The sequence below is a fragment of the Epilithonimonas hominis genome (assembly GCF_003730015.1).
In the GTDB taxonomy this organism is placed as follows: Bacteria; Bacteroidota; Bacteroidia; order Flavobacteriales; family Weeksellaceae; genus Epilithonimonas; species Epilithonimonas hominis.
This window is the reverse complement of the sequence record NZ_RJTU01000059.1, coordinates 1-15,731: the sequence shown is the minus strand read 5'-3', so window position 1 is coordinate 15,731 and position 15,731 is coordinate 1. Positions and strand designations below refer to the sequence as shown.

The 15,731-nt window shown below is 37.5% G+C and carries 9 protein-coding genes; 4 read left to right on the top strand and 5 right to left on the bottom strand.

Going from position 1 to position 15,731, the window contains the following annotated elements; all coding sequences use genetic code 11:
• Window positions 1-40: 40 nt before the first annotated feature.
• From sov to EGH73_RS08475, 5 genes are all read right to left on the bottom strand, one after another.
• Window positions 41-7,138: a T9SS outer membrane translocon Sov/SprA gene (sov, locus tag EGH73_RS08495; protein WP_394338735.1), complete on the bottom strand. Its 7,098-nt coding sequence runs from the start codon at window positions 7,136-7,138 to the stop codon at window positions 41-43.
• A 42-nt stretch (window positions 7,139-7,180) separates the two neighbouring features.
• Entirely contained in the window at window positions 7,181-7,765 is a 585-nt protein-coding gene (ruvA, locus tag EGH73_RS08490; RefSeq protein WP_123281463.1) for a Holliday junction branch migration protein RuvA, read from the bottom strand.
• 104 nt (window positions 7,766-7,869) lie between these two features.
• The gene (locus EGH73_RS08485) at window positions 7,870-10,152 is read right to left on the bottom strand and encodes an NADP-dependent malic enzyme (protein WP_123281462.1); all 2,283 of its coding nucleotides are present in this window, start codon (window positions 10,150-10,152) and stop codon (window positions 7,870-7,872) included.
• A 183-nt stretch (window positions 10,153-10,335) separates the two neighbouring features.
• Complete coding sequence (locus EGH73_RS08480; RefSeq protein WP_123281461.1) at window positions 10,336-11,196, bottom strand: BadF/BadG/BcrA/BcrD ATPase family protein; 861 nt, start codon at window positions 11,194-11,196, stop codon at window positions 10,336-10,338.
• Window positions 11,197-11,256: 60 nt separating this feature from the next.
• The gene (locus tag EGH73_RS08475) at window positions 11,257-11,505 is read right to left on the bottom strand and encodes a hypothetical protein (protein WP_089770626.1); all 249 of its coding nucleotides are present in this window, start codon (window positions 11,503-11,505) and stop codon (window positions 11,257-11,259) included.
• 258 nt (window positions 11,506-11,763) lie between these two features.
• Between EGH73_RS08475 and EGH73_RS08470 the strand changes: the two genes are divergently transcribed.
• The 4 genes from EGH73_RS08470 (at window position 11,764) to EGH73_RS08455 (ending at window position 15,551) form a co-directional block, all read left to right on the top strand.
• Entirely contained in the window at window positions 11,764-12,222 is a 459-nt protein-coding gene (locus EGH73_RS08470) for a GtrA family protein (RefSeq protein ID WP_089770627.1), read from the top strand.
• A 39-nt stretch (window positions 12,223-12,261) separates the two neighbouring features.
• A complete protein-coding gene (locus EGH73_RS08465) occupies window positions 12,262-12,990 on the top strand; it encodes a lysophospholipid acyltransferase family protein (protein ID WP_123281460.1) in 729 nt (242 codons plus the stop codon).
• A gap of 73 nt (window positions 12,991-13,063) precedes the next feature.
• Complete coding sequence (locus EGH73_RS08460) at window positions 13,064-14,512, top strand: MFS transporter (protein WP_123281459.1); 1,449 nt, start codon at window positions 13,064-13,066, stop codon at window positions 14,510-14,512.
• Window positions 14,502-15,551: a DUF3810 domain-containing protein gene (locus EGH73_RS08455; protein ID WP_245985483.1), complete on the top strand. Its 1,050-nt coding sequence runs from the start codon at window positions 14,502-14,504 to the stop codon at window positions 15,549-15,551. The genes EGH73_RS08460 and EGH73_RS08455 overlap by 11 nt, the downstream gene beginning before the upstream one ends.
• The last annotated feature ends 180 nt before the right edge of the window (window positions 15,552-15,731 follow it).

Genomic DNA, 15,731 nt, shown 5'->3' with positions numbered 1-15,731 from the left:
GTTTTTCAGTGGCCTCCTAATTTGCTTACTCTTTTTTCTCTTAATTAGTTGTTCCTCCAAATGTCATCGTTGCGGTAATACCAGCTCGGACGGTGGACAGTGGGAAGGCTGTTGAAATCTTATACTTGGTCATCATCTGATCGTAGAAGAATTTCAAATTCAGATTTTGTGACATATTATAATCTGCTGAAAGCTTCAGACTGAAAATCTTTTGTCCGCCTGTAACCTGAGAATCTTCTATCAATATATTAGTAATTGTAGTTTTACTGTCTCTCATTGATAAATCTGCTCTCATATTAAGATCACTCTTGATATCTCTTCCTTTTCCTTTATAATTGATTCTGATCTTGAGGTCTTTCAAAATGTATCCGTAACCTACAACGAACTCATTTCCTAATTCTTCCGTCAATGTGGTATTCACTAATCCTAATAAATAGGTTCGGTCTCTGTTATAATTGAACCTGAACTGCATATTATTTCTCATTGTAACATCAAATCCTACCAAAGGTGAGAAAGCTTCTACATATCCGACCTGAGTAAAAGTATACGGATTATATCTGTTACCGTTTGAGTCGTACGCTGTGCTTGGATCTCTCAGATCTCTGTTAAAATAATCGACACTAGCTTGAACGCCTGACATCGTATATGTAGATATATAAGAATGTAAGATATCAAATTTTGAGAACTGACTATTTATTATTGGTAGATTTCTAAGCCCTGAGTAAACCAACTTCCAATTTGGAAGAGGGATACCTGCTTTTGTTGGATTGCCTATTTTCTTTGGAGACTTTCCTTCGATTGCTGCTTTGAATGCCGGAATCAAAACGTAAGAATTACTTTTAGAATATCCTGCGGTGAAACCATCAATATCTCTTATTCCTTCATACTGCTGAGAAATGGCCAATGCATTTTCTTTGATCAGTTTATAAATCTCTCCCTCTGCTTTGAAAGCTGTATTGAATGACCAAGCTGTGTTGGAATGTGTAATAAGTTCCGTTCCAAAGGCATCTCTGTAAGCTTTATAATTGGTGGACTCATCTACAACATTGTAACCACCCTGAACATAATTTCTGCTGTAATTCTGCAAGATATTGAAATCAATTCTCAGATCATTAGCAGGCATTATCTGAAGATCTCCTGTTATAGTTCTATTATTAAGTTCAGAATAAGGATCATTCATCAATCTGGATGACGAAACCCAACCATTTTCTATTACAGTTCTTCTGATGTCTGCCTGAGATCCCAGCAAGAAACCTACCGTTGGCCCGCCCAGAGTCTGTCCATAACCATAGAAATTAGGCGCAGACAATAGTCCTGGCAAGACAATTCCATTATTTTCATTATAATTAAAGTTGAACTGCTTCACAGAAGTTAAAGCGTAAGCAACTGCTTGTAGAGGGTTCAGCTTATTTTTGAACTTATAGTTCTTAAACTTAAACTTGCTATTTTTCTTCGTGAATGCAGTATTATAAACATTTGCAAGCGAGTCGATTTCCTGGCGGCGCTTTTGCATAGTTTCATTAATTTTTCTAAAATAACTGAACTTAGAAAAGAACTTAGGAACATCTACAGTAGATGTTGCTACAATTGCATTGGTGTTCTGTGAAAGATTCCCCAGGTTCTCTACTGTACCGTTAAATTCAACATTTCTTGCAGCAGTAGACCTAGCGTTCCAGTTATATTGGAACTGATAGCTAAGTTCTGCGGTGATAAAATCCAGATAAGGCAGATATTCAAACGGCAATCTGTAGCTAAGCTGAGCTCTGTGATTGTACAATACCGGACGGCCTGCTCTGAAAGGATTACTAAATATCGAGCGGTTGTTCATAGCATTTACATCTAAGTTATCATTCAGCGTTTTAGTTTCTGAATTGATCTCAAGTTTTAATGATTTTGTAAAGTTGAAGCCCAAACTATACTGCCATCCGAAGAAGAAATTCCTATTTCTGATGACATCAAAATCCTGACCAGCGTTTCCTGAAAGCAAGGCATCAACATTTCTATACTCCAGCTCATTATAATTTCTATCAAGAATGGTTCTGAAAGATAATCTGGTCGGAACCGGATTAAAATTAAATTCTTTTACCCATCTCAGATATTTATATGATTTTGCTGTATCACTCACCATCTTATTAAATGGCTTTAGAACATACGGCTTGAAGGTATAATTATACTCCAAGAATCCATTTAGATATTGCCTATAGTTTCTTTTGGTATAAACATCTCTGTAAAAATCATCATTATAAATCGCAGTAAGGCTCAGGTTTTCCACATCATAGAATCTTGCCTTTTTATCCGGATTCATTCTTTCTTTTCTGACATTAACCACACCAATACTTCTTTGCTGAGTATAGGTTCTCACCACTTTCTTCAGTTCATCCTGATTTGGTGCTTTCTTAAGTTCTACGTCATTATCAAGCGGATTGTACTTAGGATCGGTTATTGTTTGCGTGTAAGAATAGTTCAATGGAATTTTAACGCCCGCTTTTTCCGGCAGAAACTTATCTACATTAACCGTTGTGTTTATACTGAACGCCGAATTTTCGTCCTGAGATCTTTCCGAAGGTTTTTGATCAATCGCGCCAAAACCGATGGATGCGTAGGACGCATTGGCATTTACCACTGCGAAGTCTCCGAGGTTGAAATTTAAACTTGCATTTCCTGCGTAGCCTCCTTTATTTTCAATTTCTGAAAGCCTGATTTCATTAACCCAAAGAACAAGCGTTTTTGCATTGGAATTGTCATTGTTTCTCACACCGATCATAATGGTCGTTACATTACCAATACTAGGGCGTCCTTTTACATAGATTCGTTTCTCATCATCTCCATAATCCGGATAAAGATATCTAACTGCCAGATTCTGATTTCCGGATCTGGAAAGCTCATCCCTTTTCAGCTTGGCATTCACAAAATTTTCAATTTCTAGATCCAAAGTATTTTCATCAGGCCAGATGTCCAGCGGAGAAGTAGCATTTTTTGCGGTATATTTTAAAGAACTTTCGTACTCATAGTAATTATCTGTCGCATCACTACCAAAACGGATGAAGAATTTTGCATTTTTATCAAGTTCACTTGTATTAGAAGTAGTAGTGTTAGTTTGATTTTCTGCGTGTACGAATAACTTCAATTTTTTATATCGACGCATATCAAGACTTGTATTCTTGAACACACCTCTTGATTCTCCTTTCAGATCCTTCACTTTCATGTAAAGAGAAGATTCATTTTGTCTTTGTGCACCAGCATTTCCGCTTAAAACCTGTCGGTCTATTCCCGGAGGCAAAACATAAGGTGGCGTCCCCAAAGCATTTTCTTCAAGATTTACACTTCCAATATCGAAGTTTGCGTTTTGAGTTTGCGGTGCGCTATTTCCTTCATTGTTGTCCGAAACTGTAGCACTAAAAATTTCATTTGTATATTTTCTCCAGTCAGATCGTACTAAATCGAATGATCCGAATCTCAATGTAGATGTCTGGTCAAAACCTTTCAATAACAATCTGGCAAATCTCACATTATTAAGAACAGAAATATCAGAACCTTCAACTTTAGAAGTATCGTCATATTCTGCAACAGGAATTCTGAAAAGATACCATTTAACTTTTCCGGCCTGTCCGTTCTCGAATTTTACATCGACTTCTTTAATGTCAACGATTTTATTCTTACTGCCCACAACCATATTGGCTGGCGAAAGATCAATTGTATATTGGTTATAATTTTCTGTCTGATCCAGATTGTAGTCCCTGTTGATATCCTCTGTATCCGGTGTCTGAGTGGCAACCTCTAAGCTATTGGCTTGAGAGTTTCCTTCCGGGCCACGGAAATACTTGTAACGCTCCGTTAAAGAAGATGCAAGATCTCCCTGAAACTGATTGGAAAGATAGTGAACAAAATTATCAGATGCAGGATCCAACTCATTGGTTACTGGGTTTACAAAATTAACCCCGAATTTTTCCAGTTCCTGCTCACCGCTTAAACCGTCATATCCCAAATCCTGCTGTCCTCTTTCATCTCCCTCTGACGAGAAAGCATAAAGAATCGGCACTTGTTTCGGCTGTGTTCCCCAATTTGAAGTCGTAGTGTTAGTAGGAGTGCTGGCAGTAGGCAAACCATTTTCGTATTGTAATCTGCCATCTTTCAGCACATCTTCAGAAACATTTCCTAACTGTAATAATAATTTAGGATCTGAACCAAGATCGTTACCATCTGCACGAGGATCCATCAACCAAAATTCTACATAATCAATATTTGAAGTTACAAAATTAGTAACAGAAATAGGACGCATCAAACCTGCCCATCTCTGAGCCGTGGTTTCGGTAGCCGGATTAACATTGTAAGGACCACGTTCCTGAGGATAATAAGTGATATCAAATGTGTTAAGGATGGTCTGTTCGCCTGCCACATAGTCCCTATTGTTATAAAGTTCCCTCATCTGAACTCTTCTAGAAGCGTGATTGGATAAACGCTGGGCATTGATTCCATTGGGTGCAGAACCGCCCACGCCATAGAAACGCGGATCTATCTGATACCAAGAAAGTAATCCTCTGCCGTTTCCACTGTTGGTATTATCATTATTCACAGAAGGGAAAATGGCAGGATAATCCTTATTCTTTTCCGGACGGGAAGCGATACTCCACATCGCAGGTTCTTTAAGCGAGATTTTTGAAGTGGTCTGCTCAAAATCATCAATGTAGGACTGATCATTGATCCCTTTGCTTTGTCCCGGAATCAGATAGGCCGCTTCAGCTTTGAAATTTAAATTAGAAGGTGCTTCCGTATTGATAAGAGGAATTTTATCTGTTAATCTCGTAAGGAATGGCAGTTCATTGTTATACATCAAGTTGAAACCTGCCATTGTATTACTCACCGCTTCCTGACCATAATTCACCTTTTGCGTCAACGGTCTTTCCGTGTAATTGACAACGGTAGCTCCAACTGTTAGATGCTCATTGAATTTTCTTTCAAGATTCAATCCCCAGAAACTTTTTCTCTGTGTGTTGAAGGTCAGCTGGTTTTCAAGAGAAATATTGATAGCCTGACCAGATTGTTTTACTGTTTCGTTGATAATATTAACCGTCCCAAGCATATAATCTACAGTATAATCCACACCTTCTACAAGCTGAGTACCATTTGCAGTGACCTTTACAGAACCCTGCGGAACATTGATAGCTCCAAGAGAAATGCCTTGTCCCTGGCTTCCTTTGTATCTTCCCTCTATGGTATATCGCAACGGAATCTGCGAGGGTGTGGTCTTCTGCTTATCATAGATATCATTAAAAACATACTGGGACTTATCTGCTATATTTAGAACGCTTTCCAGATAGCCTCCGAAAGGTTCTATTTTTGTAAAAATGATTTTTCCATTTTCCGGATCTACAGTTATTCCGTTTACATAATCGAAAATCCCATCTCCTTTTGTTCCATCTGCGTTAGTTTGGAGATCACCGTTCACATTAAGCCGATCTAGATTAAAAAGTCTGAGCAAGTTGGTGTCATCCGGAATTCCATTATTGTACTGTACGCCAGGTAAGTAATTGACTTTTGCCGAACCCTGATCTCTATAATAAACATTCAATAAGAAATCCTTCGGCTGAAGCTGATTAGCGTTTAGAGAATAGATATTCTTCATCATCAGCTCCCACATAGGAGAAGTAGTTTTAGTTGTGGAGTTTGATTTCAGCAATTTTGTAATCAAAACGGCATTTTCTTCCGAAAACTCTCCGACTTTATAAACCTGGCTGGATCCGTTGATAGTATAAGAATAAGATGCCGCAAGAAACTGGTTGTCATTAAGCCTCTGATTCAATGAAATGTAACCTAGCTGAGAATTGAATTTATATTCTGATGTTGTAAGTTTTCTAGCCTTGATATTATTGATGAAATGCTCACCAGATACAAATGGTTCAGGCGTTCCTTGTGCATTTGGGAAAGACCTTCCGTTCAATGTGTTATACGCTGTAACTACATCTCTGGAACTTCCTAAAGCTGATGAAATCTGCTGATAGAGATTATTATTGCCATTACTTGGGATGATACCTGTGCCGTCTCCTAAATCCCTAATGCCGACAATCGGCTTCTGAGATTCTATGTTAGAGCCGCCTTGATCCAGAACCCAGACTTCCATTCTTGTAATGTTAATCCTGGAGTTGATAAGGGGATAGTTTTGCAGAGATTCGTCATATTTATCATGAAAATAATGACCTAGAAAGTAATGCTGATTATCTTCATAATCAAAAGCATTAATCTTAAACGTACTCATCGTTCCGCCCCCTTGTGCCACAATGGTTTTTGCCTCACCTTGCTGCTGAGAAAATACTAAAGTTCCGGTTGTCTTACCCAGCTGGAATTCTGTTTTCAAACCAAACAACGACTGAGAACCACGGATCAAACTCGTTGAAAGCGGCATACTAATATTACCAACCTCTACTCTTTTGATGATCTTATCTTCAGGATCCTGTCCTTTTTCATTAAGACCTTTGGATTGCAGATCTTTCCAAGAACCTTTTGCCTGCCAGACCATATTCATCCGGTTCTCAAAAGCAAAACCACTTTGAGTATCATAATTGGCTTTTAATTGAAGATTTTCCCCGACTTTGCCGGTTATTCCGAGTTGGATTCTCTGCTGTATATTGATTGCAAAACTTGTTCTGTTCTGTGGAAGAATCAAAGGATTATCAATTTTCTGATAAAGAATTCCCAGATCAAAAGAAGCAAAACCCTGTGGAATCAATTCTATTTTATTACTGCCAAAAATATTTTCGAACATTTTATTTTTGATCGTAATTGCGGGAATCAGGCCTTTTTTCTTAGCATCGGTCTGGTCTTTTCTTCTTCCGAGATCATTAAGAAGCGATTTTTCTTCGTAATAGGCACGAAGATTGTTTTGCATGACGTAATTCTTATACTCCTCGAAGGTCATCGCAATAGGCGCACCTACAACAGAATTTCCGATTTTCGGGTATAAGTAATACATGCCGGTTTTTATATCATAAAACGCGTCATAACGAATAGGATCCGCTAAACTGAAATCTTTTCTAACACTGATTAAGCTGTCAATTGGTTTTTCCTGCGCAAATAAATTGGTATAACCTGCAAAAAAAATGAAAAGTAGGGTTAATTTATAAAGGTAAATATTTTTCTTCACTTATAATCTTTTAAGAAACCGATGATAAATTATCATCAATTGTTAAATATTTTTTAAAATCTCTTTCACTAATTCTTCTACTGAAAAGTGAAGGTTCTGCTTCAAAATTCTGTCTGCAATTTTCTCACTGATTCGTTTTGAAATACCCAAAACTTCTAATGCTGATAACGCTTCATTTTTGATTTTATTGTTAGGAATATCGGAAAGTTTTTCTTCGGAATGCCCGAATATGCCGACCTTATCACGAAGATCCACTATGATTCGTTCGGCCGTTTTGGCTCCTATTCCTTTTACTTTCTGAATCAGTCCGCTGTTACCAGAAAGTATCGCATTGGCAGCCTCGGCTAAGCTGAGAGAAGATAGCAGTATTAAAGCAGAAACAGGGCCCACTCCATTAACACTAATTAACAAATTGAACATTTCTTTTTCCTGCTTGGTAAAAAATCCGAATAACAAATGTGCATCCTCTCTTATGATTTGCTGTATATATAACAGGACATCGGATCCCTGTTTTAGATTTTGTGAGGTCTGCAGACTTATTCCGATGTAATATCCCACCCCATTTACATCCACTACGGCAAAAGTTGGTGTGAGCTCCTGCACAATTCCTCTTAGAGAATAAATCATTAATTAAAAATTAGACATTTGCGAAGATATAAATTAACTTAAAACTAAAAGCCATTTTAATTTCTTAAAATGGCTTTTCGATATATATATTTTTAAATAAATGTTTATTTTTTCTCTTTTGTTTGAGCGTCAAGAACCGCAATTGTTGCAAGATTTACAATTTCGTCTACGCTTGACCTCATTTGCAAAACGTGCACTGGCTGATCTAGCCCCATCAAAATAGGTCCAATGGTTTGTGCAGCTTTCATCCCTCTAATGATTTTGTAAGAAAGATTGGCACTTTCAAGATTTGGAAAAACCAAAACATTTGCTGGATTGGTTCCTAACTTTGAAAAAGGATAATCCGCAAGATGGTCGCTGTTTAACGCAAAGTCCGGCTGGATCTCTCCGTCTACAATCATTTTCGGATATTTCTCATGCAGGATTTTAACCGCCGCCGCTACTTTTTTAGATGTATCTGCTTTTGCTGAGAAATTCTCAAATCCCAACATAGCAAGTCTTGGTTCGATAGCGAAAGATTTCACAGTATATTCTGCCATTCTTGCAATCTCAACTAGATCTTCTGCAGTTGGATTTTTATTAATCGATGTATCTGCAAAGAACAATGGCTTTTTATCTGTGAGGATCATCATCATTGCCGCAACTTTGTTTACGCCAGGCTTTTTATCAATGATTTCCAAAATTGGTTTTAGAACTGAAGCATAGCTTTTTGAGAAACCGACGATTAGTGCATCAGTATCGCCATGTTCCAACATCAATGGACCAAAGTAATCCCTTTGTCTTACATAACGCTTCGATTTATACTCATTGATACCTTTTCTGTTGCGCTTGTCCCAAAGCGTTTTTCTGTATTTTTTTCGGGCTTCTTTGTTTGCATCATCATTAGGGTCAATGATGGGGATATCTAGCGTAATGCCATATTCTTCCATTTTTTCTTTGATGAGCCTTTTGCTGCCTAAAAGACTTGGATAGGCAATACCTTCCTCCTGAAGAATCTGAGCGGCCTTCAGAATATTATACTCTTCACCGTTGCCCAGCGTAACCCTTTTCGGATTGGCTTTTGCGCGGTTTTGCATCATTCTTACCAGCTTTTCATCGCGCCCCATTCTGTCCAAAAGCTGATTTTCGTACTCTTGAAAGTTTTCTATTGATTTTCCGGCAATTCCGCTTTCCATTGCAGCTTTGGCAACAGCAATTGAAACTTTTGTAATCAATCGGTTGTCAAAAGGTTTCGGAATAAAATAGTCTTTTCCGAAGCTGATATCTCGCACATTGTATGCCAGCTTTACCATTTCCGGCACAGGCTCTTTTGCAATTTCTGCCAATGCATGAACTGCGGCCAGCTTCATCGCTTCATTAATTCCTTTTGCCTGAACATCCAAAGCACCTCTGAATATATAAGGGAAACCGAGCACGTTGTTCACCTGATTAGGATAGTCACTTCTGCCAGTCGCCATCATTACATCTTCTCTGGTAGCAACAGCTAAGTCATAGCTGATTTCTGGATCCGGATTGGCCAATGCAAAAACTATGGGATTTTTTGCCATAGAAAGTAACATTTCTGGCGACATCACATTTCCTTTAGAAAGCCCGACAAAAACATCAGAACCTTTCAGCGCATCTTCTAAAGTTGAGATTTCAGTTTCAGCGATGAAGTCGAGTTTCTCTGGCGTCAGGTTCTCTCTTTTATGGTTGATGACACCTTTGCTGTCACACATCAATATATTTTTAGGATCCAGACCAAGTGAGATGTATAACTTAGCACAGGCAATAGCAGCAGCTCCTGCTCCATTGATGACCATTTTTACTTCATCGATTTTTTTTCCTGCGATTTCAAGAGCGTTGATGAGAGCAGCTGCCGAAATAATTGCGGTGCCGTGCTGGTCATCGTGCATCAGCGGAATATCAAGTTCTTCTTTTAATCTCTGCTCTATGTAAAACGCCTCAGGTGCTTTGATATCTTCCAGATTGATTCCACCAAAAGTCGGTGCAATAGCTTTCACCGTTTCTATGAATTTATCAGGATCTTTTTCATTGATCTCAATATCGAAAACATTGATGCCCGCAAATATTTTGAAAAGCAATCCTTTCCCTTCCATCACAGGCTTGGAAGCTTCTGGACCGATATCACCCAATCCGAGAACGGCCGTTCCGTTCGAGATTACGGCTACAAGATTTCCTTTGGAAGTGTACTCATAAACAGATTGAGGATCATCGTGAATGGCCATACAAGGCACAGCAACACCTGGTGAATAGGCCAGTGACAAATCTCGCTGTGAAGAATGCGGTTTGGAAGGTATCACTTCTATTTTTCCTTTCGGTTCCTGGCGGTGATAATCTAAAGCTGCTTTATCAAAAGCGTTTTGGTCTCTTGAATTTTTTGACATTGTTGAATTTCTTTTTGTAGTGAAACTATATTGATCATAGTGTCACGGGTTTTTAAATTGCGTAAGGGCGAAGGGCATTGTCGGAGCTCCTCGCCAGAGGCGTAGAGCGACTGCCCGCAGACCGACCCGCTTGTCCCGATTTTTTTCGGGACAAAGGGATACGCCCAAATTATTGATGCAAAGTTAAAGCTTTGGAATGATATAGTCACGATGATAATTGACCAGACTTTCTATCGGCTTCTGGACAACAGTCCCAACCTTGAAGTGAAAATCTGCCGCAGCAGCCCGCAAAGAATCTTCGAAAAAGTAAGCCACTGAACCTATAAAGTTGATTTCGGCATCGCGACATTCTTCGTACGGCATGACCTGAAACTCAAGGAAATTCTTCAGTTCTTTATAGATAAAATTCTGAAAATACGGATGCGATTTTCTGTCTACAATAAAGCGCGTGAAATCTGCCATGTAAGCGTTCGCTCTCGGATTGTGATACATATTTTTTAGCAAATCATCGATGTTCAACTGATAAATCTCAGTAAACTGCTGGTGCAGATCAGGAGGCAATTTTTTCATAAAATAATGCCTAACCAGCTGTTTTCCCAATGCGCTTCCGCTCCCTTCATCGCCTATCAAAAATCCTAAAGAAGGTAATTCCGTCTTTACATTTTCCCCGTCGAAGTAGCACGCATTGGAGCCTGTCCCCAAAATGCAAACAATGGCCGGAACGCCTCTGTATGCTGCATAAGCCGCCGCTAGAAGGTCTTCCTTCACCTGTATATTGGCATTGGTAAACACTTTCTGAATCTCTCTTTCTACAATCAGCCTGTTTTCCGGCGTGCCGCAACCTGAGCCATAAAAAAAGATATTTTCCAGATAATCACAGAACTTTGTCAATGCCTGATTTTTCTCCAGTTCAATGGCTATAAGTTCTGGTTTTGTAATATTGGGATTAAAGCCGACTGTTTCTGTTTTCAGAACTTCTGTACCGTCATTTTCCAGTATTACCCAGTCGCATTTTGTGGATCCTCCGTCTACAATAGCAATCATACTTTAGGTTTTAAAGTGCTAAAATAGTTTATTTTCCGGAAGATTTTATTGTGATTCTACTCATTCTTTATCTTCCAGGAGCCAATCTTCTATCTCATCTTCCAGATAACTGGTTTGTAGCTTTATGGCATTTATAAAGTCATCAGGAATACTTCCAGAAGTATCACTGGTTTCCAGGTTCCAGAGTTCATCGGACATTAGTTCGTACTCGGAATATATTCTTCTGAATCTTGAGTTGCTCTTTTCCAATTCCTCAATCTTTTTTTGCTGAGGCAGAAATTTTCTGTAAGGTCTGCTGGAATTTTTCATTTGTTAATAATTAATTTTTGTGATGTGGTGTGATGTTTGGCGAAAAAATCACCTGACCAGTCTCCCAGCCAGGCATATTAATATTTATATTTTGCTTTGTTTACAGTATTTTCAACAATAACCTTCTGTCTTAATCAATATTTAGTTAAATATTAATTTTTTTTTATGATAAAATAAATGTAAAAATATTTTTGATACAAAAAAATTATTTAACGATTATTTTAAAACATTTAACAATTAGTATAAATTTGCAAAAGAATGAAACAATTAATTCTTCGTCAAAAACAGGTCATCTTCTTTATAATAGCGGGAGGACTGAGTGCTATTGTAGAAATAGGGAGTTTTAAAATACTGAGTATTTATCTTCCTAGACTCTTCTCATCCGAGTATAATCTCTATGGAATTAAATATCCGTTTAGCAATATTTTATCGACAAGCTGCGGAATAATAACAAACTATTTCCTAAGCATCTGGTTTGTGTTTGAAAGAGGGAAACATTCTAAGAAAAAAGAATTTTTATATTTTATATCCGTTTCTGTAGTTTCCACATTTATAAGTCTGATTATTTTCCAAATCCTCTACCATTTTGTGTACAAAGACGTCATTGATCTTAGATTTTATGTGCTTTCTCCAGAAATGATGAGTAAGATCACAGCCATCCTATTGGTATCAATGCTTAATTATTCTATCAAAAAAAAGATTATTTTTAACGGATAAAAACCTATTTTTGAATTTAGTAATTCTTTAAAAATATTAATGAGGACAATATTAGCCTATCTCTGGCGGTTTTGGATGGTGATTCTGGGCACCGTTTTAACTATACTTTTTTTCCTCCCTGTGTATCTGCTTTCGATCCGGCAAAAAGATTATAAAGCCTGTTATTTTTTTATACGCCTTTGGGCGATTGGGATGTTTTATGGTATGGGATTTCGGTACAAACTCATCAGTAAAACGAGCGAAAAAATTGACAAGAACCAGGCTTACGTCATTATCTCCAATCACACGTCCATTATGGATGTAATGTTGCCCTGTATCCTATTTCCGAACCATCCTCTCTGTTATGTTGGAAAGAAAGAACTGGTGAAAATTCCTATTTTTGGAACTGTTTATAAAAGAGTATGTGTGATGGTGGACAGAAGCAGTGCCAGAAGCCGGGCTGATGTTTACAGACGGTGTGCTGAAAGAATGCAACAAGGCCAAAGTATTGTTATTTTTCCTGAAGGAGGCGTTCCAGATGATACTTCTGTCGTTCTGGACGATTTCAAAGACGGCGCTTTTATTCTTGCAACAAAACACCACTTCCCACTTGCAGTCTACACTTTTCAAGGTTTAAAAGAAATGTTTCCATTTGATAATTCGAAAGGCTATCCCGGTGTGGTAAATGTTTTTTTCAATGATATATTGACGCCGGACTTATCATTAAAAACATTAAAAGAGACAGCTTATGAGGAAATTAAAATGTCTCTAAGTGAGAAAATAAAATAATTTATGATTTAAAGGACTTATTACTTACATTTGTTTTTATAATATAAACCTTAAATTAAGAAATAATTAATCTATGATACCACAAAAAACCAATTGGGCACAGTTCATCCCACTTGTAACCGTTTTTTTCTTCTGGGGATTTGTTGCGGCAAGTAATGACATCCTGATTCCCGTATTTAAAAAAGCATTCGATTTGACCCAAGGCCAGAGTCAGCTAGTTTCTGTAGCCTTTTACATAGCTTATACTGTAGGATCTATCATATATATGCTGATTTCATTAGCGATCCGAAAAGACCTGGTGAATAAAATAGGCTATAAAAATGGGTTAGCATTAGGCTTGGCAATTTCCGCATTAGGAACGTTGCTTTTTTATCCAGCGGCTAATCTTCACTCATTTCCGCTGATGCTTTCCGGGCTTTTCATCGTAGCGTTAGGATTTTCTTTACAGCAAACTGTTGCTAATCCTCTTGCAATTGCACTAGGACCAGTAAGTACGGGATCACAAAGATTGACATTGGCTGGTGGAATTAATAATTTCGGAACTACTATTGGTCCGCTGATTGTGAGTTTTGCCATTTTCGGTTCTGCTGCTTCTGAGAATACAAATATGAGTATTGAGAGTGTTAAGATTCCTTATTTGGTTTTAGGTGCCGCTTTTCTAGCCGTTGCGCTTTTGCTAAAATTTTCGTCTTTACCAGAACATCCAGAAACTATTGAAGAATCTGCCACAGAAGATGTATCCGTGAGAAGTTCTGCTTTGAAATATCCTCAGCTGGTTTTAGGAATGCTTGCAATTTTCATCTATGTGGGCGTAGAAGTTTCTACAGCTAGTAATTTACCCGCTTATATGGAAACGATTATCAACAGCAAAACAGGTGTTGTTTATACTTTGCAGGAAATCTCTCCGTACATTTCTCTCTATTGGGCAAGTTTGATGATTGGCCGTTGGACTGGCGCTGTCGAAGCTTTTACAGACAATATGACTACTCAGAAAATCTTACGTTTCGTAGCACCGTATTTAGCTTTTGGTGTTTTTCTTATTGTTAATGCGATCGCAAAGCACGACTTGTCACCGTTCTATATTTATGGATTAATCATCCTTGTTCTAATAGGTGCAGATATGGCGAGCAAAGGAAATCCTGCAAGGATGTTATTGATATTCGCATCTTTGGGAATATTAGCCATAGCCATTGGTATGTTAACAGATGGCATTATCAGTATTTACGCTTTTACCAGTGTTGGTCTTTTCTGTAGCACACTCTGGCCTTGTATATTTACATTAGCCGTAAGTGGTCTTGGAAAACATACCAGCCAAGGAAGCAGCTTCCTTATTATGATGATTATGGGAGGTGGTATCGTGAGCTGGATGCAGGGTTTAGTTTCAGAAAGTATCGGAATGAAGCAAAGCTACATTGTTGGTATTCTTTGTTTTGCTTACCTTGCGTTTTATGCCTGGAGAGTGAGCGGAATACTAAAAAGTCAAGGTATTAGTTTTGATAAAAAAGTTTCTGGTGGACACTAAAAAAAATACTATTTCAAATTCTAAATCTTGGGCAATCTTTTTGGTTGCCCAATTTTTGTTATTCTATCTATTGTCGAAATTTGATTTTGCAGTAAGTTTCTTTTCAAAATTTTTTGAATGGAAAAAAAACTGGCATATTGCATTATTTTCGGGAGTTAGCTTTTCAATAGGAGATTTAATATACATAATACTTGGACTGTTTACTTGCTACTTCTTATTATTGAGTATAAAATTCCGAACGTCAAAATACATAAAGCATCTATTGATTATTGGAAATATTTTCTATTTCACCTATCAAATTTTTTGGGGAATGTTATATTTTCAGACGCCAATCATTCAGAAATTAAACAATAAAAAAATAATTGATGAAGAAATAAAAAAGCTAACTATCAAATATCTCAATCTATGCAAAAATGAGCGGGCCGTGCTAAATGAAGATAAAAATGGTTTACCGAAAGTATTAGATTTTGCTAGAATGAAAAAAGAGATAATAAATCAACAAAAATTATTGCCGAAAAATATATGTTCAAAAAATTCAGTTGATATCATCTCTATCAAACCAAGCTTATTTAGAGGGTTTATGAGTAAAACAGGAATCCTTGGCTATTATAATCCATTCACATCAGAAGCACAATACAACCCTAATATACCATCTACTCAGTTGCCTTTTACTATGGCTCACGAAATGTCACATCAGTTAGGATTTGCCAGAGAACAAGAAGCGAGCTTTATAGGATTTCTTTGTGCACATACATCACAAATTCCAGAGTTAAGATACAGCGCGAACTTATATGCCCTGAGAAGTTTAATAAAAGTCGTATCGTACAGGGACAAAAGATTTGCCGAGCTAATTCTTAAGTCATTTTCATCTAAGATGAAACGAGACATAGAATATGAATTGCAATATGTAAAACGTAATGAAGGAATCGTTAATGATTTCTTTGGGGTGACTAATGATTTGTTCTTGAAATCTAACCAGCAGCAGGGCAGCATTACATATTCATACTTCGTTACTCTCCTGATTGCCTATGAGATATAAAAAAAAGAATCGTACTATAAGTACGATTCTAAAAACACAAATGATGAAAAAAAATTTATTGCTCCCGAGCGATTAACTCAAAAGCACTGCAAATATACTGCTTTAAATATTATTAGGCAAATAATTAAACAGAATTCTAAATTCTGCATTTGGTATTTAATGGGATCAATCTCAAACCTT